This window comes from Citricoccus muralis (assembly GCF_029637705.1).
Classification (GTDB): domain Bacteria; phylum Actinomycetota; class Actinomycetes; order Actinomycetales; family Micrococcaceae; genus CmP2.
Window position 1 is genome coordinate 254,434 of sequence record NZ_CP121252.1, and the last position, 22,128, is coordinate 276,561.

Here is a 22,128-nt window from a genome sequence, read left to right on the forward strand (position 1 = left end):
AGGTGGTCGCCGTCGCCGCGGGTGTGGTGGGATGAAACTATGTCCCCTCACGTACCCCATACCGACCAGCTCATCAACTGGGAGCTCGCCGCCGATACCGCCAGTCGACTCAGCCTGGGCGGGCCGAAAACCAACCTGCGGCAGGCCCGGGACGAGACCCGTGCTCTGCGTCGCGCCGCCGAGGTGTCGGTCGATCACGTGCACCGGATCACCGGCCTCGACGCCGCCCGCGACCTGCGCGACTCCGAGGTGCTGGTGGTGGACCGGGTGCGCTGGGCGCACGCCAACCTGCAGTCGCTCTCCGTGCTGCTGGCTCCGGGTCTGGAACGGGTGCGGGAACAGGCCCCGGACCAGTTCGCTACGGCCACCCGCGGACTCGGATCCACCATCACCGGCCTCCAGGCCGGGGGACTGCTCAGCCTGCTCGGCACCCGCGTGCTCGGCCAGTACGACCCGTTCATCGCCCTGCCCGACCACACCGGACAACCGCTTGGCCCGGCCGGCGGCAGGCTGATGTTGGTCGCCCCGAACGTGATGCAGGTCCGCCAGCAGCTCAACGTCCGCCCCGACGATTTCCGGCTCTGGGTGTGCCTGCACGAGCAAACCCACCGCGTGCAGTTCGCCGCCGCGCCCTGGCTGCGCCACTGGCTGCAGGAGCAGATCACCGGCATGCTCGCCTCGCTGTACACCTCCACGAGCCAGTGGCCCGACATGCTCGACCGCGCCAAAGGTGCGATCTCCAAGACAAGCGAGGGAACCGATACGGGGCCAACCGGATCCCTACTCGACGCCGTCACCAGTGACGAAGACCGCGAACGGCTCTCCCGCATCACCGCGGTGATGTCGCTGCTCGAGGGCCACGCCAACGTGGTGATGGACGCGGTGGACCGCAGCGTAATCCCCACCGTCAAAACCATCCGCCGCCGCTTCACCGAGCGAGGGCAACAGGGCTCGGCGCTGAGCAAACTGATCCGCCGCCTGATCGGCATGGAAGCCAAGGCACGCCAGTACCGCGACGGGCAGCGCTTCGTCGACCGCGCCATCGGCCTGCTCGGCACCGACGGGTTCAATCAGGTGTGGACCGCGCCCGAGCTGCTGCCCACCGAGGAGGAGCTCCACGACGCCGATGCCTGGGCGAGGCGGATCCGTGCCAGCTGAGTCACCAGACGCGCCGACTCCCACCGGGCCCGACGTTTGGCCACCGACGACGCGCTGGCCCGCACCCCTGAACGCCGCGTTGCCGCAGCTGAAACAGCTCCCCGCACACACCCTGCTCGGCGTCTCCGGCGGGGCCGACTCCCTCGCCCTGGCCATCGCCGCCGCCGTGGCAGACCGGACAGATCACTCCGATCGACAGGTCACCGCCGTCGTCGTCGACCATCAGCTTCAGCCCGGATCTGCCGACGTCGCCCAGCGCACCGCCGCCGTACTGGAACGACTCGGCATCACCACCCACGTCCGCGCCGTCACGGTCGACTCCGGGGCCGGGCTCGAAGCTGCCGCCCGTGACGCCCGCTACGAGGCCTTCCGCGACGTCGCCGAGCTCACCGGCGCCACCATCGTCGCGACGGCCCACACCGCCGATGACCAGGCCGAACAGGTGCTCCTTGGGCTGGCCCGCGGCTCCGGGCTGCGTTCGCTGGCCGGCATCCGCCGCACCCGCACGCATGGCCCGCTCACTGTGGTCCGCCCCCTGTTGCACCTCACCCGCGCCGACACCGAGACGATCTGTCGCTGGGCGGGGGTGAGCTGGTGGGAAGACCCGATGAACGGCGACGGCGCGCGGGCCCGGGTCCGCCACCGGCTGCTGCCCGCCCTGGAAGACCCCGGTACCGGCCTGGGCCCCGGGGTCCGCGCCGGGCTCATCCGCACGGCAAACCTCGTGGCCGACGACGCCGAGGCCCTGGAAGACTGGGCGCACCGTGTCTACGCGGGCGCGCGCGCAGACATCCCAGCCGACCCAGCCACCCCTGCCACTGTTGCGCTCCGCCTGGACCACCTCGCCCCGCTGCCGACAGCCATTCGCCGTCGCGTGCTCGCCCTCGCCGCCGTCGAGCTGGGCTCCACCCCCACCGCCGAACGCCTGCACGCCGTCGATGCGCTCATGGACCGGCGCCCCGGGAGCTCTGCCGGGCCCATCGAGCTACCCGGTCTCCACGTCACGCGCGAGCGCGGCTCCGAATATGCGACACTGTTGATGTTCCGACGCCTCAGGAGAGCCCCACGATGATCGAAGACGACGTCCGCGAAGACCTGCTGCACGTACTCATGTCGAAGGAGGAGATCCAGCAGACCGTTGCTGATCTCGCCGCGCAAATCGACCGCGACTACGCCGACAAAGACGTGCTGCTGGTCGGCGTGCTGAAGGGGGCGGTCATGGTGATGGCCGACCTTTCCCGCGCCATCCGTTCGCACATCACCATGGACTTTATGGCGGTGTCCTCCTACGGTTCCGGCACCAAGTCCTCGGGCGTGGTGCGGATCCTCAAGGACCTCGAAACCGACCTGATGGGCCGCCATGTGCTCATCGTGGAAGACATCATCGACTCCGGACTCACCCTGTCCTGGCTCAAGACCAACCTCGAGTCCCGCGGCCCGGCCTCCGTGGAGATCTGCGCGCTGCTGCGGAAGCCGGAGGCCATGAAGACCGAGATCGACGTGAAGTACGTGGGCCGCGACATCCCCAACGAGTTCGTGGTGGGCTACGGCCTAGACTTCGCCGAGCAGTACCGCAACCTGGAGTTCGTGGGCACCCTCGCCCCGCACGTGTACTCCTGACTGTCCTCTTTCTGCGAACGCTGGCGTGATGGTGCGCCGCGAGCTTGACCGACCCGGTACCGTATGAGGGGTGTGCGCTGGCGAACAGGAGACTGAGTGAACATCAAGAAGATCTTCAAGGGGCCGATCATCTGGATCGTGCTTGCGGTGCTGATGCTGCTCCTGGTCGTGCCGGTGCTCACCCAGAGCTCGAGCCAGCGCGTGGACACCTCCGTGGGCATGGAGCTGCTGGCTGACGACGCCGCGACCCAAGCGTTGGTGGACGACGGCGAAAACCGGGTCGATCTCACCCTGCGCGAGGATCTCACCCTGGATGACCGGGAGCTGGGCACTCAGGTCCACTTCTTCTTCTCCGAGGCCCGCGCCGAGAACGTGATCTCCGCCGTCGAGGGGTCTGACCTGGACGATTACACCGATGAGCCGGTGCAGTCGAACTGGTTGCTGAGCATGCTCGGTTTCCTCATCCCGTTCCTGATTATTGCGCTGCTGTTCTGGTTCCTGCTCTCCCGCATGCAGGGTGGCGGCGGCAAGGTCATGCAGTTTGGCAAGTCCAAGGCGAAGCTGATCACCAAGGACATGCCACAGGTCACTTTCGTCGATGTGGCCGGCGCGGACGAAGCCGTCGAAGAGCTCCACGAAATCAAGGAATTCCTCTCCGAACCCGCGAAATTCCAGGCCGTGGGCGCGAAGATCCCGAAGGGTGTGCTGCTGTACGGTCCGCCCGGCACCGGCAAAACCCTGCTGGCGAAGGCTGTGGCGGGGGAGGCCGGGGTGCCCTTCTACTCCATTTCCGGCTCCGACTTTGTCGAGATGTTCGTGGGCGTGGGTGCCTCCCGCGTGCGCGATCTGTTCGAGCAGGCCAAGACCAACTCGCCGGCCATCATCTTCGTGGACGAGATCGACGCCGTCGGCCGTCATCGTGGCGCCGGCGTGGGTGGGGGCAACGACGAGCGCGAGCAGACCCTGAACCAGCTGCTGGTGGAGATGGACGGATTCGACGCCACCACCAACGTCATTCTGATCGCCGCCACCAACCGGCCCGACGTGCTGGACCCGGCGCTGCTGCGCCCGGGACGTTTTGACCGCCAGATCCCAGTGGAGGCCCCCGATCTGGAGGGACGGCATAAGATCCTGCAGGTCCACGCCCAGGGCAAGCCCCTGGTAGAGGGTGTCGATCTGCGCGCCCTGGCGAAGAACACCCCCGGCTTCACCGGCGCCGACCTGGCCAACGTGCTCAACGAGGCCGCCCTGCTCACCGCACGCTCGAACGCGCAGCTGATCGACGATCGCGCCCTCGACGAGGCGGTGGACCGGGTGATGGCCGGGCCGCAGAAGCGCACCCGGTTGATGAAGGAACACGAGCGCAAGGTCACCGCTTACCACGAGGGCGGTCACGCCCTGGTGGCGGCCGGGCTGCGCAATTCCGCGCCCGTCACCAAGATCACCATCCTGCCCCGCGGCCGCGCCCTGGGGTACACCATGGTGGTGCCCGAAGACGACAAATACTCCGTCACCCGCAACGAGCTGCTGGATCAGCTGGCCTACGCCATGGGCGGGCGCGTGGCCGAGGAGCTGGTGTTCCACGATCCCTCCACGGGTGCCTCTAACGACATTCAGAAGGCCACCGACACCGCCCGGAAAATGGTCACCGACTACGGCATGTCCGCCCGCATCGGCACCGTGAAGCTGGGCTCCGGCAACTCCGAACCGTTCCTGGGCAAGGAGATGGGCTCCGGGCGCGACTACTCCGAGTCCGTGGCCGCGGCGGTGGACGCCGAGGTCCGGGCCCTGCTCGACGGCGCGCACGCGGAGGCGTACTGGATTCTGCAGGAGAACCGGGACATCCTGGACCGGCTGGCCTACGAACTGCTGGAACGGGAGACCCTGAACCAGAAAGAGATCGCGGAGATTTTCGCCGACGTCCGCAAGCGTGAACCCCGCGACGTCTGGCTCTTCGACGAGTCCCGCCCCGTGTCCGACACCCCGCCGGTGCTCTCGCCCGCCGAAAAGCGCGCGCAGGAGTCTGGTTCAGGTGCTGACCCGGAGACTGAACCCGAAGCAGCCCCGGAAGAACACTCCGACTCCCTGGAGCCGCTGGTCGACCCGAACCCGGGCACCGAACTGCCGGGCCATACCGGCGAGACGAACGAAGGAGACCGCTGATGGTGGACCAGCCGCGCATCGAAGCCGCCGTCAAGGAGATCCTCGCCGCCATCGGGGAAGACCCGGAGCGCGACGGCCTGCAGGAAACCCCCGCCCGGGTGGCGCGTGCCTACGCCGAGACCTTCGCCGGGCTGAACCAGACCCCCGACGAGGTGCTGGGCACCACCTTCGACATCTCCCATGACGAGCTGGTGTTGGTCAAGGACATCCCGTTCTACTCCACTTGCGAGCACCACCTGGTTCCGTTCCACGGTCACGCCCACATCGGCTACATCCCCTCGCCCGAGGGCGGGATCACCGGGCTGAGCAAGCTGGCTCGGCTGGTGGAGGTCTTCGCCCGGCGCCCCCAGGTGCAAGAGCGGCTCACCACCCAGATCGTCGAGGCCCTGATGGAGCACCTGCACCCGCGCGGAGCTATCGTCGTCGTGCAGGCAGAGCACCTGTGCATGTCGATGCGCGGGGTGCGCAAACCCGGCACCAAAACCGTCACCTCCGCCGTCCGCGGGCAATTGCGCGACGCCACCACCCGGGCCGAGGCCATGAGTCTGATCCTGGAACGCACCTAGACCACTTACAAGAAGGACCTTCATGTCATCCATGGCCGCCATCCCCGGAACCGGACCCTCCACCGGCCCCGTCGGCGTCGTGCGCAAGGTCGCCCGACGCCGCTTCGCCGACCTGCCCACCGACCGCACCCTGGTGATGGGCGTGGTCAACGTGACCGACAATTCGTTCTCCGACGGCGGCAACCACTTCGACGCCGAAGCGGCCATCCAGCACGGGCTGAAGCTGCACTACGCTGGGGCTGACCTGATCGACGTGGGAGGGGAATCCACCGCACCGGGCCGCGACGCCGTGGACCCGGACGAAGAGCAGCGCCGGGTCTTGCCGGTGATCGAGGCCCTGGTGCGCGCCGGCGCCGTCGTCTCCGTGGACACCCGCCATGCCGCCACCGCCCGCGCGGCCCTGGACCACGGCGAGGTGATCATCAACGACGTGTCCGGGCTGAATTTCGAGCCGGAGATGGCCGAGCTGGTGGCCGAGTCGGGCGCGCATTACATCATCACCCACAACCGGGGCGACGCCCACACCATGGATGAGCTCGCCGACTACGACGACGTCGTCACCGAGGTGATCCACGAGCTGTCTGAGGTGAAGGATCAGTTCATCGCCGCCGGAGCCCAGCCCGAACAGCTGATCCTCGACCCGGGGCTGGGCTTCGCCAAGTCCGGCGAACAGAACTGGGAGCTGCTGCGCGGGGTGGAACGCCTGGTGGCGCTGGGCTTCCCGGTGCTGGTGGGCGCCTCTCGCAAACGATTCCTGGGCACCCTGCTGGCCGATTCCCGCGGTCACGCCCCGGCACCCGTGGAGCGTGATCATGCCACCGCCGCGGTGTCCGCGCTGGCCGCCGCGCACGGGGTGTGGGCGGTGCGCGTGCACGACGTCGCCGCCTCCGTGGACGCCGTGAAGGTGGCTGCCGCCTGGGGTGGACCGAACACCGCGCCGCAGCACTCATGATCCGGCTCACCGGACTGCGCGCCCGCGGCTATCACGGCGTGCTCGAGCGGGAACAGGCCGAGGGACAGACGTTCCTGGTGGACCTGGAGCTGGAGCTCGCCGAGGCGGTGCTGGACACGGCAGCCCGCACCGATGACGTGGCCGAGACCGTGAACTACGCCGAGGTCGCCGACATCGCGCTGGGCATCCTCACCGGGGAGCCCGCACGGCTGATCGAGACGGTGGCGGTGCGCATCGCCGACGCCGTGCTGGCCACCCAGCCGCGGGTATCGCGCGTACAGGTGACGCTGCACAAACCCGAGGCGCCCATTCCGGCGGACTTCGCCGACGTCGCCGTCGTAGTGAACCGGGAACGGGGATGACGGTGGGGACGAGCGCTCTGGCCGTGCTGGCCCTGGGGTCGAACCTGGGGGACTCCGCGGCGCTGCTGGATGCTGCGTTGCTCGGCCTCGCCGCGAAAACTCGGGTGACCGGTATATCGCCGCGGGCGCGCACGGCCCCCGTGGTAGGCGAGATCGGGCCGGAGGACCAGCCGGACTTCTTGAACCAGATCGTCACCGTGGATACCGAGATGAGCCCGCTGCAATTGCTGGAGGTAGCCCAGGCGCTGGAAGCCGACGCCGCGCGCACCCGCGAGGTGCGGTGGGGCCCGCGGACCCTCGACGTCGACCTGATCTCCTACCGGAGCCGAGACGCGGCAGGACAGCTCGGGCCCGACACGGTGCTCGATACTGACCGGCTCACCGTGCCGCATCCCCGCGCCCACGAGCGTGCGTTCGTGCTGGCGCCCTGGGCATGGCTGGATCCAGACGCCACCCTCAACGGTGACTCAGTGGCCGAGCTGGCCGACCGGGCGGCGGATCGCGACGGCGTGCACCTCGTTGACGAGCCAGAAGAGCCGCGCGCATGAGCCGCCCCGCCCTGCCCACGCTGCGCCCGGGTCTGCTGGCCCTGATTCTGGTGCTCACCGCGGCGCTGGGCTGGCTCGCCTCCTACGTTGCCGCCGAGCGCGGCTGGGTTACCCCGGTGCTCGGGCTGACCTCGGTGATCACGATTGCCGCCGTCGTCGTCATGCTCCTCGTGCTGGGGGTGCGCGTGCGGCGCGACCGTTCCCGCCCCGTGGCCGCCCGGATGAACCCGCTGGTGGCCGCCCAAACCGTGGTGCTCGCCCAGGCCGGAGCCTACGCTGCCGCGGTGATTATGGGCTGGCACGTGGGCGTGGTGGTGCACCGGGTTCCGCTGACCGGCTGGGGTTCCGTGGGTGAGGCTGTCACCATGATCGCCACTGGTCTGGCCTTGCTGGTGGTCGGGTGCGTTGTGGAACAATGGTGCCGGATCGCCGACGACGGCGACGGTGAGGGCGGCTCCGGAACGGGGCCCGTCACCGGTCCCGATGGCATCCCGCAGGTGGGGCGCCACCGGGCCTGACCTCAACGAAGGAGAACGATGGATCAGCCGGCCCCCGAGGCTCCTCCCACCCCGGAGACTCCGCCCACGCCGCAGGCCGTCGAACCGCCAGCATGGTCCGACCCCGATGCCGGCACGGCCCGCGGCCTCGACGACAGCCGCGTGGATTGGCGGCCGGTCTCCCCGAAACTGGTGCCGCTGCGCCTGATTACCGGCGGGATCTCCACCCTCGTATGGACCGCGATTCTGGCCATTCCGCTGATCCTCAAGCTCGCCGGCGTCTGGCCTGGGCTCTGGGGCTGGACCGCCTGGGGCCTGCCCGCCGCCTCCCTGCTGTTCGGGATCGTCGAGCTGTGCATCGTTCCGCGGCAGGTCCGCGCCATGGGCTACGCCGAACGCGAAGACGACTTCCTTATCAAACGCGGCATCCTCTTCCGCGAGGTGGTGGCGATCCCGTACGGGCGGCTGCAGTACCTCGACGTCTCCGACGGCCCGCTCCAGCGCGGCTTCGGCTTACGCACCCTGAAAATCAGCACCGCCGCCTCCGACACCTCCGGCGAGCTCACCGGCGTGCCCCAGGACGAGGCCGAGCGCCTGCGCGAACAGCTCACCGCGCGCGGCCAGGCACGATTGGCCGGACTGTGAGCCCCGCGACCACGCTGAACCATGCGGACGGCGACTGGCACCGGGTGCACCCCATCTCTCCGGTGGTGCGCTCCTGGCTCACCCTGGTGGCGATCATCGCCGTCATTGGCACCCAGTTCACCGACGAGTTCTACTCCGTGGTGGTGGAGGACGGGCTTGACCTGCAGTCCGCCGCCCTGCTGATCACCGCGGGTGCGGTGGTGGCGGTGCTGCTGCTCATGGTGGGCGGGTTCTACCTGTCCTGGCGGTTCTACCGGTACCGGATCACCGAGGAGATGGTGCAGGTGCACTCCGGATGGATTTTCCGCCAGCAACGCCACGTGCGGCTGGACCGGGTGCAGGCCATCGACATCAAACGTCCCCTGCTCGCCCGGATTTTCGGGCTCGCCGAGCTGAGCTTTGAGGCGGCCGACGGTGGCGGGTCTGCCGCGATGACTCTGGCGTTCATTCGCGGGGCCGAGGCCGAACAGTTGCGCGTGGACATTCTGCAGCGCGCCGCCGGTGTGCAGAAACCGGCGGGGTCCGAGTTCAGTGATGCGATATGGCCCGTCAGCGAGGACCTGACGAGCCATATCGCATCACCGAACGACGAGACCGGGCTCAGTGGCGCGCACGAGGAACCCGCCCCCGAACAGACCATGCTCACCGTGCCCACCGGCCGCCTGGTCTGGTCGATCCTGCTCACGGCCTTCATCACGATCGTGGTGCTGGTGGTCATTCTCGTGGCCGGGATCCTCGTGGCCCGCTCCCTGGGCGAAGAGGTCATCACCGGGCTGCCCTCGTTCGCCGCCGCCATTCCGATCGTGGTCGCCGCGGTGGCCGGGGTCTGGTCCCCGTTCTCGCGCAACTACAACTTCACGGTGTCCACCTCCCCGAACGGGTTGCGCCTGCGCTCCGGGTTGCTTGAAACCCGGCAACAAACCGTGCCCCCGGGCCGCGTGCAGTCCATCCTGATCAGCCAGTCGCTGCTGTGGCGCCCGTTCGGTTGGTACCGAGTGCGCGTCACCGTGGCCGGCTACGGCATGACCACTGATGGCAAAGACGTGGTGCTGCCAGTCGGGACCTTCGACGACGTGCTCCGCGTGCTCACCGTGATCGCACCCGACCCCGGCACCGCAAACGCCCGCGAACTCATTCAGGCCGGTCTCACCGGCACCGGCTCGGCCCACGGTTTCGTGACCACCCCGCGGCGGATGCGCGTGCTCGACCCGCTGACCTGGCGCCGTCAGGGCTTCGCCGTCACCCCCACCCTCGTCCTGTTCCGCACCGGCCGGCTCACCCGGTACCTGTGCCTGATGTCGCACGAGCGCATCCAGTCCGCCCAGGTCAGCCAGGGACCCATCGAGCGGCGTCTCGGCGTGGTCAATGTGCACCTGCACACCCCCGCCGGCCCGGCGACCATGCGGCTGAACCACGTGGACGCCGCCGTGGCCAGCCAGCTGTTCTTCCACGAAGCGGACATTGCCGCGGTGTCGCGTCGCATCGCCGACCGCAACCAGTGGATGATGCCCGAGGAGCTCCAGCAGTTCGATCGGCGCACCGAAGAAGCCCGCCGCGCCCTGGAGTCCGCATGAGTGTGGACGAACCGGCCACCGGCGACGTGGGCGCTGTGCCCCGGCTGTCCAACGCAGACTCCCGCCCCGGCCGCCTCGGCATCGGGGTGATCGGCGCCGGACGGGTGGGCGCGGTGCTCGGGGCCGCCCTGCGCAACGCCGGCCACGCCCTCACCGGGGTGCACGCCGTCTCCGAGGCCTCCCGCACGCGCGCCGAGGCCCTGCTGCCCGAGGTGCCGGTGCTGGAAATCCCCGAGATCCTCCGCCGCTCCGAGATGGTGCTCTTCGCGGTGCCCGACGACGTGCTGCCCGAACTGATCACCGGGCTCGCCGACGCCGGGCACATCGTCACCGGCCACCTGCTCGTGCACACCTCCGGGCGCTTCGGCACCGCCGTGATGAACCCGGTCCGCGCCCACGGCGCCATCCCGCTCGCCCTGCACCCGGCCATGACTTTTACCGGGCTCAGCCTCGACCTCGCCCGGCTGCAGGACTGCGCTTTCGGGGTCACCGCCGACCCGGTGGTGCTACCCATCGCCCAGGCGCTCGTCGTCGAGATGGGCGGGGAACCCGTGCCGATCGCCGAGGCCGACCGACCCACCTACCATGCGGCCCTGGCACACGCCTCGAACCACCTGGTCACCCTCACCGCCCAGTCCCGCCAGTTGCTCGAGCACATCGGCGTCACCGCCCCCGAGCGCATGCTGTCGAACCTGATGCACGCCGCCCTGGAGAATTCGCTTATCGACGGCGACGCCGCCCTCACCGGCCCCGTGGCCCGCGGCGACGTCGGCACCGTTGCCCGCCACCTGGCGGTGCTCACCACCCTCGTCGACGACGACCCGGACGCCGCGGACCTGCTGGACACCTACCGTGCGCTCAGCCTCGCCACCGCAGAACGCGCCCACGCCCGCGGCGTCCTGCCCGAGCCCGCCTACCGGAGCCTGCGCGAACTGCTGAGCTGACCGCCCGTTAACCCATCCGCTGACCCATCCGCTCCGAACCAGGAGTATGGGACAGCACCAGCAACGCAGATTCACCGTCGGATTCGGGCCCCGCACCCGCGGAGTGCTCCTCGGTATGGCCGCCGTGCTCCTGCTCTTCGGCGCCGCCGACGCTCTCACCCGGGTGCTGGGCGGCACGACATCGCCGCTGACCGCGGTGGGCCTGCTCCTGATCCGCTTGTTGCCCTCCGACCTGGTCAAGCTCGCGATCGACCTCTTCGGCGAGGCAGACAAGATCGTGCTGATTCTTTCGGTGGGCGCGGGCGGGCTGGTGTTGGGCGGGGTGCTTGGTGGGCTGCTGCATCGACGACGGCGCACCGCCGTGACCGTCTTCGCCCTCATCGGGGCCGGGCTGGTGGCACTCGTCGCACTGCGCCCGGAATCCGGCCCCCGCGACCTCATCGCCGCGGTACTCGGCGTGTTCCTCGGCGCCGCTGTGCTCGCGCTCGGGATCCCCCGAAAGCCCCGGAAGTCCCGCGACGCCGGCCTCGAACCCGCTGAGCCCGCACCCGCAGATCCCACAGAACCACCCGAGCCCGGACTCCGGCGCCGCACCGTACTGATCCTCGCCGGCGCCTCCGCCCTGATCGGCACCGCCGGCCTCGCCGTTGGCCAGACCGTGGCCACCGTCGGCCGGGGCGCGGTGGATGCCGCCCGCCGCTTCGTGCTCCCCACCCCGGTGGTCACCGCAGCTGCCGTGCCCGCCGCCGCCGAGGTCGGCGTCGATGGTGTCGCGCCCTTCACCACCGCCCAGGCCGATCTGTACCGCATCGACACCGCCCTGGTCCCGCCCGCCGTCGACTCCGAGACCTGGGAACTGCGCGTGGACGGACTGGTCGAAGAGCCCTTCACGCTGAGCTTCGCCGAACTGCTCGAGGAGCCGCTGGAGGAACACCGCATCACCCTGACCTGCGTGTCCAACCCGGTGGGCGGGGACCTGCTGGGCACCGGCGTCTGGACCGGGCTACCGGTGCGCACCCTGCTGGCCCGCGCCCGCCCCCACCCGGAGGCCGACATGGTGCTCTCGCACTCCGTCGACGGGTTCACCGCGTCCACCCCGCTCGAGGCGATGACCGATGACCGTGCCTCCCTGGTCGCCATCGGCATGAACGGTGAGCCACTGACCGCCGAGCACGGCTACCCGGTGCGCCTCATCGTCCCCGGGCTCTACGGTTTCGTCTCCGCCACCAAATGGGTCACCCGCATCGAGGTCACCCGCTTTGACCGGGCCGAGGCGTACTGGACCCGCCGCGGCTGGGACGCCCGGGCGCCGATCCTGGTGTCCTCGCGGATCGATGTGCCGGGCGGACTCGACGTCGTCGACGCCGGAGACATCATCGTCGCCGGCTCCGCCTGGTCCCAGGGCGTGGGCATCGCCTCCGTGCAGGTGCGTCTCGACGACGGCGACTGGACCGATGCCGAACTGGGCGCCGAGGTCAACGTGGACACGTGGCGGCAGTGGCGCCTCGCCGTGCCCGTGGAAGCGGGTCGACACGCGCTCACTGTCCGCGCCATCGGACGCGACGGCACCGTCCAGACCGCCGAGCGTCGGGATCCTATTCCCAACTCCGCCACCGGTCACCATCGCGTCGAATTCCGGGCCGAGTAAAAAATCCGAAAAAGTGTCATCCAGCTCACCCCCGGCTCCGAACCATCAGTACACAGCGGGATATCGCAGAGCGCGAAACGGCCCTCACCACACGGTGCATTGCCGACCCGCCGAACAAGGAGAACGATCATGAACGCACGTTTCGGAATGAAAGCCTCCGCAGCACTCGGCATCGCCACGATCGGCCTGCTCGGCCTGAGCGCCTGCAGCGACTCCCCGGAGGAGACGGAGTCGCCGGAGACCACCATGGAAGCCACCATGGACCCGTCGGCCGAGGAAACCGAGGGCTCGATGGAGGAATCCGAGGAGTCCGCCGACGCCGGCGCCAACCTCGTGGGCTCCGGCTGTTCGGCCTACGCGGAGCAGGTGCCCGATGGTGACGGCTCCGTGGAGGGCATGGCCCAGGATCCGGTGGCCGTGGCCGCCTCGAACAACCCGATGCTAACCACCCTGACCGCCGCCGTTTCCGGTGAGCTCAACCCCGACGTCGACCTGGTTGACACCCTCAACGGCGACGAGTTCACGGTGATCGCCCCGATCGATGACGCCTTCGAGGCCATCCCCGAAGCGGACCTCAACGCCGTGGTCGAGGACGCCGACATGCTCACCGAAGTGCTGACCTACCACGTGATCCCCGGTCAGCTAAGCCCGGACGAGATCGTCGGCGAGCACGAGACCGTCCAGGGCGAGACCGTCACCATCACCGGCGAGGGCGAGGAGATGATGTTCGACGACGCCGGCCTGGTGTGCGGCGGCGTGACCACCGCCAACGCCACCGTCTACATGGTCGACGGCGTGCTCATGCCCGGAATGTGACCGGGCCCGAGCTCGAAGCGGGGACGCCCCGACCGTCACCATCACGGTCGGGGCGTCCCCGTTTTAGACTGTCTGGCATGATCCTGACTCGTACCGTGGCCGAGGCCCGCGCCGCCATCACCGCCGCCACCGCTGACCTCACCCACTTGGCACCCCGCGTCGGCCTGGTGCCCACCATGGGCGCACTGCATGCCGGCCACGGCGCCCTGCTGGCCCAGGCGCGCGAGGAGAACGACGTCGTCGTCGTGTCCGTGTTCGTCAACCCGTTGCAGTTCGAGGATCCGGACGATTTCGCCCACTATCCGCGCACCCTCAACGAAGACGTGGCGCTCATCGCCGAGCACGTGCCCGACCGCCCGGTCATCGTGTTCGCTCCCGACACCGCCGAAATGTACCCCGGCTACCGCGCGTTCGGCGACGTCCCGCAGATCACCGTCTCCTCCGGCTCCATGGGCACCGTATTCGAGGGCGCCTCCCGGCCCGGCCACTTCGATGGCGTCTGCACCGTGGTCACCAAACTCTGGAACACCTTGATGCCGCCGGCCCCGGCCACGCTCCGTAGCTATTTCGGCCGCAAGGACGCCCAGCAGCTGGCCATCCTCACCCGCACGGCCGCCGACCTGAACATCCCGGTCGAGATCCGCCCCGTCGACCTCGTTCGCGCCCCCTCCGGCCTCGCCCTGTCTTCGCGCAACCGCCGCCTCGACGACCACGGCATGGACAAGGCGCTGATCCTCTCCGCCGCGCTGTCCACCCTGCGCGAGCAGGCGGTGTCCGGGGAGCCGATCGATGTGCACACGGCGCGCAAAATGATTGACGACGACGCCACCGTCACGCTGGACTATCTGGAGGTGGTGGACCCGGCCACGCTCGTGCCGCTGTCGGCCGCCGAACTTCGCGCACCCCTGAGTCGCGACGCGCTCGCCCTGGTGGCCGCCGTCGTGCCGCCGGTCCGCCTCATCGACAACATGGTCCTCCCCGCCGGTTGACCCCGCTGCCCCGCCGCGCACTTCTCCGGGCATCACCCCTTGCGTCGACCCCCGGGGTTGCCCCTAGCGTGTGAACCATGAGCACAAATCAAACCGCACAAGGCGACACCAAAATCACCGTAACCCGCACCATCGACGCTCCGGCGAAGGACATCTTCGAGGTCCTGACTCTGCCGGACAACCACGCGAAAATCGACGGTTCCGGCACCGTCGTCTCCGAAGACCACACCGACCGCATCCAGCAGGTGGGCGACGTTTTCCGGATGAATATGAACGGCGACCACATGGGTGGCGACTACCAGACCGACAACCACGTCGTCGCCTATGACGAGAACAAGCTGGTGGGCTGGAAGACCGCTCCTGCCGGCACCCAGCCTCCCGGTTGGCAGTGGGTCTACACGCTGGAGCCGCTCGACCAGAACTCCACGCGCGTCAGCCTCACCTACGACTGGAGTGACGTCACCGACCCGGACCTGTTGGCCAAGAATCTGTTCCCGCTCTTCGACGAGGAGCAACTGGAAGGCTCGCTCGCTCGCCTCGCCGCGTTGCTGGGCTAAGGCGCCCCCACCCACGACGCAGATTCATCGCTTTACAGACAGAATGGCCGGAAAAACGCCGGTTCTTGTCTGAAAGCGATGAATCTGTGGTTTCGGGTCCGGGACCCGAGCCCGTTGCCACACCAACACCCTCCTGCCGGCGGGCCGGAACTTCGGGTAGGTTGGAGAGCACACCTTACGCAACTGGGCCCGCCTTCCGTGCGACCGCGCCCACCCCGACGCCCCAGGAGTCCGTGTGTCCGCATCCACTCAGCCCTCGCCCCGCGACGACCTCTACCGTCACATCAACGGGGAGTGGCTCGATTCACACGAGATCCCGGCCGACCAGGGCGCCTACGGTGCGTTCATGGAGTTGCGCGACGCCGCCGAAGAAGCGGTCCACTCCATTGCCTCCGACGCCGCGGACGCCCTCAGCGAGGGAACCGTCAGCGGCCAGCTCGCCGAGAATGGTTCCGCGTTCACGGCAGGACACGACGACGACGGCGCCACCGCCCGCATCGGCGCCCTTTACACCGCGTTCATGGACACCGAGCGCATCGAGCGTCACGGCCTGGAACCCATCATCGCCGAGCTCTCCCAGATCGAGGGCGTATCCAGCGTGGATGAGCTACTCGAACTCTCCGCCACCCTGCAGCGCTCCGGCGTCTCCGGGCTCATCGCCACCGGTGCGCTCAACGACGCTGGCAACCCCGAGCGCATGCTGCTCCACCTGCTTCAGGACGGCCTCGGCCTGCCCGACGAGTCCTACTACCGCGAAGAATCCTTCGCCGAGATCCTCGCCGATTACCGCCAGCACGTGGCCAATCTGTTTGGTCTGGCCGGCATCGGCGGCGACCCCCAGCAGACCCGGCGCGACGCGGACGACGTCGTCGACTTGGAAACCCAGATCGCCGGCGTGCACTGGGACGTGGTGACCTGCCGCGACGCCGTCAAGCGCTACAACCTGCTCACCCGGGACGAGCTGGTGGAGCTGTTCCCCCTGGTCACCTCGTGGTTGTCGGGAATTATTGGCGACGCCGAGAACCGGTCCGCCGAGGTGGTCGTCTGGCAGCCCGACTTCCTCTCCGGCATCCAGCGCCTGCTCACCGAGGCCCCGCTGGCCACCTGGAAGCGGTGGCTGCAGCTGCAGCTGCTCCGCTCCGCAGCCCCGTACCTCACCGAGGCGTTCGTCACCGAGAACTTCGAGTTCTACGGGCGGAAAATCGCCGGCACCGAGGAAGTGCGTCCGCGCTGGAAGCGGGCGGTCAGCTTCGTCAACGGTGCGGTGGGCGAAGACGTCGGCCGGCTCTACGTGGCTCGTCACTTCCCGGAGGAACACAAGGCATCCATGGACGAGCTGGTCTCCACGCTGCTCGAGGCGTATCGACGGTCCATCTCCTCGCTGGAGTGGATGGGGGAGGAGACCCGGCAGCGCGCCCTGGAGAAGCTCTCCCTGTTCAACCCGATGGTCGGCTACCCGGTGAAGTGGATCGACTACTTCAGCCTCGAGGTGGACCCGAAGGACCTGATGGGTTCGGTGTTTGCCGCCTCCGAGTTCGCCTTCGAGCGCGACCTGTCCAAGATCGAAACCGGGCCCGACCCGGAAGAATGGCACATGTCCCCGCAGACGGTGAACGCCTACTACTCACCGCTGGAGAACGCCATCGTGTTCCCCGCCGCGATCCTGCAGCCCCCGTTCTTTGACCCGGACGCCTCGCCTGCCCAGAACTTTGGCGGCATCGGTGCGGTCATCGGTCACGAGATCGGCCACGGTTTTGACGACCAGGGCTCCCAGTACGCCGGCGACGGTTCCCTGCGTGACTGGTGGACCGCCGAAGACCGCGAAGCCTTTTCTACCCGGACCGCCAAGCTGGTCGAACAGTACTCTGCACTGGCTCCCGATGTCGCGCCCGAGCACCCGGTCAACGGCGAGCTCACCCTGGGTGAAAACATCGGCGACCTGGGCGGCCTCGGCATCGCCCACCAGGCACTGGCCATCTACCTGGAGGAACACCAGCAGCAGGATTCCGACGTCGACCGCGAGTTCTTCGCCTCCTGGGCCACCGTCTGGCGCCAGCTCACCCGGCGCGAAACCATGATTACCCGCATCGCCTCCGACCCACACTCACCCAACGAGTTCCGCTGCAACCAAGTGGTCAAGAACCTCGATGCGTTCCACGCGGCGTTCGGCACCGAACCGGGCGACGCCATGTGGCTCGACGCCGAGGACCGCGTCACCATCTGGTAGTCCCCGACGCGCGGGGGTGGCCGACGGTAAGAATCGGTAGACTGGTGCGCTGTGAGCACCCAGACTTCTGAACCGAACTCCCGCGACCAGCGACTGGTCCGCCAGGCCAAGCGCGCCGAACTGATCGAGGGCGGCGAAGCCTACCCCGCGCAGGTGGCTCGCACCCACTCTCTGCAGCAGGTCCGCGACGCCTACCCGGACCTCGAACCGGGTGCGGAAACTGGTGACACCGTCTCCGTCACCGGGCGCGTGGTGTTCCAGCGCAACACCGGCAAACTCTGCTTCGCCACCCTGCAAGAGGGTGGTCACGATGGCGCCGGGGTGCGCCTGCAGATCATGCTCTCCCTGGCGAACGTGGGCGAGGAATCCCTGGCCTCCTTCAAGCACCTGGTTGACCTGGGCGATCACATCGCCGTCACCGGTGAGGTCATCTCCTCGCGCCGCGGCGAGCTGTCCATCATGGCCCACTCCTGGCAGATGGCTTCCAAAGCGCTGCGCCCGCTGCCCGTGCTGCACGCCGACCTCAACGAGGAGACCCGGGTCCGCCAGCGCTACGCCGATCTGATCGTGCGCCCCGAGGCCCGGCAGATGGTGCACACCCGGGCTGCGATCATCCGCTCCATCCGCGCCACCCTGGACTCGCACGACTACGTCGAGGTCGAGACCCCGATGCTGCAGCTCATCCACGGCGGCGCTCAGGCCCGGCCCTTCGAAACCCACCTGAACGCTTTCGACCAGCCGATGACCCTGCGTATCGCCACCGAGCTGTACCTGAAGCGCTGTGTGGTGGGCGGGATCGACCGGGTCTTCGAGATCGGCCGCGTCTTCCGCAATGAGGGCGTGGACTCCACCCACTCCCCGGAGTTCACCACCCTGGAGTCCTATGAGGCGTGGGCGGACATGTACGTGATGGCGGAGCGCATGCAGGAGATGATCCTCAACGCCGCCGACGCTATCGGCGCCCCGCACCAGATCGAGACCGAGGCCGGCACCATCGATCTGGACGGCGAATGGGCCTGGGTGGAGGTCTACCCCGGTCTCTCCGAGGCCGTGGGGCGGCAGATCACCCCGGACACCGACGTCGAGACCTTGCGCGCGGTCGCCGCCGAGCACGGCGTCTCCGTGGACGAGAACTGGGGTGCCGAGAAGCTGGTGATCGAGTTGTTCGGCGAGATCGTCGAGCCCACCCTGCTGAACCCCACCTTCGTCTACAACTATCCGCCCGCTGCTCAGCCGTTGGCCCGTCCGCACCGCGATCGTCCCGGCGTCATCGAGGCCTGGGATCTCATCATCGGCGGCATGGAACGCGGTACCGCATTCACCGAGCTGATCGACCCTGTCATCCAGCGCGAGCGGCTCACCGAGCAGTCCCGCCACGCTGCGGCCGGCGACGACGAAGCCATGCAGCTGGACGAAGATTTCCTGCGGGCGCTGGAATACGGCGCCCCGCCGATGGGTGGCATCGGCCTGGGTATCGACCGGCTGGTCATGCTCTTCACCGGGGCCGGAATTCGTGAAACTATTCTTTTCCCGCTGCTGAAGCCGGAAGCCTGAAAGGAGACTCCATGGATCTTTTCTGGGAGTACTTTTCCGTGTTAGCCCCCTCCATCGGGGTGGGGCTGATCTTCTGGTTCGCCATGCGGTCACTGTTTCGTGGTGACGCCGGAGAGCGTTCCGCTCGCGCCCGCGCCGAAGAGCAGGAAGCGCAGCTGTGGGCGGCGTCTCGCCGTCGCGAAGATATTGGAGACAGCTGAATACGCGACGAAATTCAGGCTCAACAGAATAGTCTTTGACTATGATGGTCGTCATGCGATTAGAATGGGTTTAAAGCCCGTTTCTATTCCCTGGAGGGAAAACCATGGCACGTAGAACCGAGATTATCCTCGTTGATGATCTGGATGGATCGACCGCCGACGAGACGATTGCCTTCTCCTTTGACGGTCGGCATTACCAGATCGATTTGTCCTCGGACAATGCTCGTGAGCTGCGTGCTCTGCTGAAGCCCTACATCAAGAAGGCCGAATCCGTGCCGGCCCCGGCGCCCACCAATGAGGCTGCGAAGATCCGCGAGTGGGCCGTCAAGAATGGTTACACCGTCTCGCGCCGGGGTCGCCTGCATCGCGACATCGAAGAAGCGTATCGCAACGCCCACAAGAAGTAGGCGTTCTCCCGCTGGCGAACAGTCCTCGATAGCACGCGATTTCTCGTTACGATCGAAGTCGACGTTCATCAAGGAGTGTGCCCATGTTTGAGAGATTCACCGACCGTGCCCGGCGGGTGGTCGTGCTCGCCCAAGAAGAGGCGCGCATGCTCAATCACAGCTACATCGGGACCGAGCACATCCTGCTCGGCCTGATTCACGAAGGCGACGGCGTGGCCGCCAAGGCGCTGGAGTCCCTGGGGATCTCCCTGGGAACCGTGCGCGAGCAGGTCCAGGAGATTATCGGCCAGGGGCAGCAGACCCCCTCCGGTCACATCCCCTTCACCCCGCGCGCCAAGAAAGTGCTGGAGCTGTCCCTGCGCGAGGCGTTGCAGCTCGGCCACAACTACATTGGCACCGAGCACATCCTGCTTGGCCTCATCCGTGAGGGCGAGGGCGTGGCCGCACAGGTGCTAGTCAAGCTCGACGCCGACCTGAACCGCGTGCGGCAGACCGTCATCCAGCTACTCTCCGGCTACCAGGGCGGATCCGGCTCCGGCAAGGAAACCGCCGGCGCCGGGGTGGCCTCAGGTGGCCAGACCGAGGGTGCGCCCTCGGGTTCGGTCGTGCTGGACCAGTTCGGTCGCAACCTGACCGCCGCTGCCCGCGAATCCAAGCTCGACCCGGTGATCGGGCGCGAGCACGAGATGGAGCGCGTGATGCAGGTGCTTTCGCGGCGCACCAAGAACAACCCGGTGCTCATCGGTGAGCCCGGCGTCGGTAAAACCGCCGTCGTCGAGGGTCTTGCCCAGTCCATCGTGCGCGGGGACGTGCCGGAAACGCTGAAGGACAAGCAGCTCTACACCTTGGACCTTGGTTCCCTGGTGGCCGGTTCCCGCTACCGCGGTGACTTCGAGGAACGCCTGAAGAAGGTACTCAAGGAGATCCGCACCCGCGGTGACATCATCCTGTTCATCGACGAGATCCACACCCTGGTGGGGGCCGGTGCCGCTGAGGGCGCGATCGATGCCGCCTCGATCTTGAAGCCCATGCTGGCTCGGGGAGAGCTGCAGACCATCGGCGCGACCACGCTGGACGAGTACCGCAAGCACATCGAGAAGGACGCCGCCCTGGAGCGCCGCTTCCAGCCGATCCAGGTAAACGAGCCCTCCGTGGAAGACACCACCGAGATCCTGCGCGGACTGCGTGACCGCTACGAAGCGCACCACCGGGTGTCCATCACCGATGAGGCGCTCAAAGCCGCCGCCACGCTAGCCGATCGTTACGTCTCCGACCGGTTCCTGCCGGACAAGGCGGTGGACCTCATCGACGAGGCCGGCGCCCGGCTGCGCATCCAGCGAATGTCCACGCCGCCGGAAATCAAGGAGTACGAGTCCAAGATCGCCGAGGTGCGCTCCCAGAAGGAAGCCGCCATCGACAATCAGGACTTCGAAGGTGCCGCCACACTGCGCGACCAGGAGCAGAAGCTCACCGAGGAGCGTAACGAGCGCGAGGCATCCTGGCGCAAGGAGGCCACCGAGGGCATTGCCGAGGTGACCGAGGACCTGATCGCCGAGGTGCTCTCCAAGTCCACCGGCATCCCGGTGTTCAAGCTCACCGAGGAGGAGACCGACCGCCTGCGCAACATGGAGGCCGAGCTCCACCGCCGCGTGATCGGCCAGGACGAGGCCATCAAGTCGCTGTCGCGGGCCATCCGCCGGACCCGCGCCGGGCTGAAGGATCCGAACCGTCCCTCGGGCTCGTTCATCTTCGCCGGCCCCACCGGTGTGGGCAAGACCGAGCTGGCCAAGGCGCTGGCCGAGTTCCTGTTCGGTGATGAAGACTCGCTGATCACCCTCGATATGTCCGAGTTCCAGGAGAAGCACACCGTCTCCCGGCTCTTCGGTGCCCCTCCCGGCTACGTCGGCTACGAAGAGGGCGGCCAGCTGACCGAGAAGGTCCGTCGCAAGCCGTTCTCCGTCGTGCTCTTCGACGAGGTCGAGAAGGCGCACGCCGACCTGTTCAACTCGCTGCTGCAGATCCTGGAAGACGGGCGCCTGACCGACTCGCAGGGCCGCGTGGTGGACTTCAAGAACACCGTGATCATCATGACGACGAACCTCGGCACCTCCGAGATCTCCAAGTCCGTGATGACCGGCTTCCAGTCCGCTTCCGACACCGAGACCGGCTACGACCGGATGAAGGGCAAGGTCCAGCAGGAACTGCGCCAGCACTTCCGGCCCGAGTTCCTCAACCGTGTGGACGACGTCATCGTCTTCCCGCAGCTGTCGAAGGACGAGATCATCTCGATCGTCGACCTGTTCATCGCCCGGTTGCAGGTGCGCCTGACTGAGCAAGACCTGAAGATCGACCTCGATCAGGCCGCCAAGAACCTGCTGGCCGACCGCGGCTACGACCCGGCCATGGGCGCCCGCCCGCTGCGCCGGACCGTGCAGCAGCTGGTGGAGGATCAGCTCTCGGAGAAGATCCTGTTCGGAGAGATTCCGGCCGGTTCCCACATCGCCGTCTCCACGGAGGGCGAGGGTGCGGACGCGAAGCTGACGTTCACCGTGACGCAGTCGCGCGACCTGCTCGAAGCCGCCCCGGAACGCGAAGCGATCGAAGCCGCCACCGACAGTGAAACCGCTGCCGGCTCCAACGCCAGCTGAACGGAATCTGACGGTTTTCTTCGAAGCCGCGGCGACCGACGATCACCGGTGGA

The 22,128-nt window shown here is 67.9% G+C and carries 21 protein-coding genes; all 21 read left to right on the plus strand.

Going from position 1 to position 22,128, the window contains the following annotated elements; genetic code table 11:
- Nucleotides 1-39 precede the first annotated feature (39 nt).
- Nucleotides 40-1,158, plus strand: a complete 1,119-nt coding sequence (locus P8192_RS01120; RefSeq protein WP_278157852.1) for a zinc-dependent metalloprotease — start codon at nt 40-42, stop codon at nt 1,156-1,158.
- Nucleotides 1,148-2,230 (plus strand): tRNA lysidine(34) synthetase TilS, encoded by a 1,083-nt coding sequence (tilS, locus tag P8192_RS01125; RefSeq protein WP_278157853.1) that lies wholly within the window; start codon nt 1,148-1,150, stop codon nt 2,228-2,230. Before P8192_RS01120 ends, tilS begins: the two co-directional genes overlap by 11 nt.
- The gene (hpt, locus tag P8192_RS01130; protein WP_270106642.1) at nt 2,227-2,778 is read left to right on the plus strand and encodes a hypoxanthine phosphoribosyltransferase; all 552 of its coding nucleotides are present in this window, start codon (nt 2,227-2,229) and stop codon (nt 2,776-2,778) included. Before tilS ends, hpt begins: the two co-directional genes overlap by 4 nt.
- Before the next feature lie 96 nt (nt 2,779-2,874).
- Entirely contained in the window at nt 2,875-4,941 is a 2,067-nt protein-coding gene (gene ftsH, locus P8192_RS01135) for an ATP-dependent zinc metalloprotease FtsH (protein WP_431521126.1), read from the plus strand.
- Nucleotides 4,941-5,507 (plus strand): GTP cyclohydrolase I FolE, encoded by a 567-nt coding sequence (folE, locus tag P8192_RS01140; RefSeq protein WP_278157854.1) that lies wholly within the window; start codon nt 4,941-4,943, stop codon nt 5,505-5,507. The genes ftsH and folE overlap by 1 nt, the downstream gene beginning before the upstream one ends.
- A gap of 22 nt (nt 5,508-5,529) precedes the next feature.
- On the plus strand, nt 5,530-6,459 hold the full coding sequence (folP, locus tag P8192_RS01145; RefSeq protein WP_278157855.1) for a dihydropteroate synthase: 930 nt from the start codon (nt 5,530-5,532) through the stop codon (nt 6,457-6,459).
- Nucleotides 6,456-6,821, plus strand: a complete 366-nt coding sequence (gene folB / locus P8192_RS01150; protein WP_278157856.1) for a dihydroneopterin aldolase — start codon at nt 6,456-6,458, stop codon at nt 6,819-6,821. The genes folP and folB overlap by 4 nt, the downstream gene beginning before the upstream one ends.
- Complete coding sequence (folK, locus tag P8192_RS01155; RefSeq protein ID WP_278157857.1) at nt 6,818-7,369, plus strand: 2-amino-4-hydroxy-6-hydroxymethyldihydropteridine diphosphokinase; 552 nt, start codon at nt 6,818-6,820, stop codon at nt 7,367-7,369. Before folB ends, folK begins: the two co-directional genes overlap by 4 nt.
- Nucleotides 7,366-7,887: a DUF3180 family protein gene (locus P8192_RS01160; protein ID WP_278157858.1), complete on the plus strand. Its 522-nt coding sequence runs from the start codon at nt 7,366-7,368 to the stop codon at nt 7,885-7,887. Before folK ends, P8192_RS01160 begins: the two co-directional genes overlap by 4 nt.
- An 18-nt stretch (nt 7,888-7,905) precedes the next feature.
- Nucleotides 7,906-8,511, plus strand: coding sequence for a PH domain-containing protein (locus P8192_RS01165; protein WP_347403418.1), 606 nt, complete (start codon nt 7,906-7,908; stop codon nt 8,509-8,511).
- Complete coding sequence (locus P8192_RS01170) at nt 8,508-10,085, plus strand: PH domain-containing protein (protein ID WP_278157859.1); 1,578 nt, start codon at nt 8,508-8,510, stop codon at nt 10,083-10,085. Before P8192_RS01165 ends, P8192_RS01170 begins: the two co-directional genes overlap by 4 nt.
- Nucleotides 10,082-11,029 carry a Rossmann-like and DUF2520 domain-containing protein gene (locus tag P8192_RS01175; protein WP_278157860.1) on the plus strand — a complete coding sequence of 316 codons (948 nt, stop codon included), beginning with the start codon at nt 10,082-10,084 and terminating at the stop codon, nt 11,027-11,029. Before P8192_RS01170 ends, P8192_RS01175 begins: the two co-directional genes overlap by 4 nt.
- A gap of 46 nt (nt 11,030-11,075) precedes the next feature.
- Nucleotides 11,076-12,677, plus strand: a complete 1,602-nt coding sequence (locus P8192_RS01180; protein WP_278157861.1) for a molybdopterin-dependent oxidoreductase — start codon at nt 11,076-11,078, stop codon at nt 12,675-12,677.
- Nucleotides 12,678-12,806: 129 nt separating this feature from the next.
- A complete protein-coding gene (locus tag P8192_RS01185; RefSeq protein WP_270106633.1) occupies nt 12,807-13,493 on the plus strand; it encodes a fasciclin domain-containing protein in 687 nt (228 codons plus the stop codon).
- 77 nt (nt 13,494-13,570) lie between these two features.
- Nucleotides 13,571-14,482, plus strand: coding sequence for a pantoate--beta-alanine ligase (gene panC, locus P8192_RS01190; protein WP_270106632.1), 912 nt, complete (start codon nt 13,571-13,573; stop codon nt 14,480-14,482).
- A gap of 77 nt (nt 14,483-14,559) precedes the next feature.
- Entirely contained in the window at nt 14,560-15,039 is a 480-nt protein-coding gene (locus tag P8192_RS01195; RefSeq protein WP_278157862.1) for an SRPBCC family protein, read from the plus strand.
- A 235-nt stretch (nt 15,040-15,274) separates the two neighbouring features.
- Nucleotides 15,275-17,266, plus strand: coding sequence for a M13 family metallopeptidase (locus tag P8192_RS01200; RefSeq protein ID WP_278157863.1), 1,992 nt, complete (start codon nt 15,275-15,277; stop codon nt 17,264-17,266).
- A 51-nt stretch (nt 17,267-17,317) separates the two neighbouring features.
- Nucleotides 17,318-18,820 carry a lysine--tRNA ligase gene (gene lysS / locus P8192_RS01205; RefSeq protein ID WP_278157864.1) on the plus strand — a complete coding sequence of 501 codons (1,503 nt, stop codon included), beginning with the start codon at nt 17,318-17,320 and terminating at the stop codon, nt 18,818-18,820.
- Nucleotides 18,821-18,831: 11 nt separating this feature from the next.
- Entirely contained in the window at nt 18,832-19,020 is a 189-nt protein-coding gene (locus P8192_RS01210; RefSeq protein ID WP_278157865.1) for a hypothetical protein, read from the plus strand.
- Nucleotides 19,021-19,124: 104 nt separating this feature from the next.
- On the plus strand, nt 19,125-19,427 hold the full coding sequence (locus P8192_RS01215) for a histone-like nucleoid-structuring protein Lsr2 (RefSeq protein ID WP_278157866.1): 303 nt from the start codon (nt 19,125-19,127) through the stop codon (nt 19,425-19,427).
- Nucleotides 19,428-19,510: 83 nt separating this feature from the next.
- The gene (locus tag P8192_RS01220; protein WP_278157867.1) at nt 19,511-22,075 is read left to right on the plus strand and encodes an ATP-dependent Clp protease ATP-binding subunit; all 2,565 of its coding nucleotides are present in this window, start codon (nt 19,511-19,513) and stop codon (nt 22,073-22,075) included.
- Nucleotides 22,076-22,128: the final 53 nt, after the last annotated feature.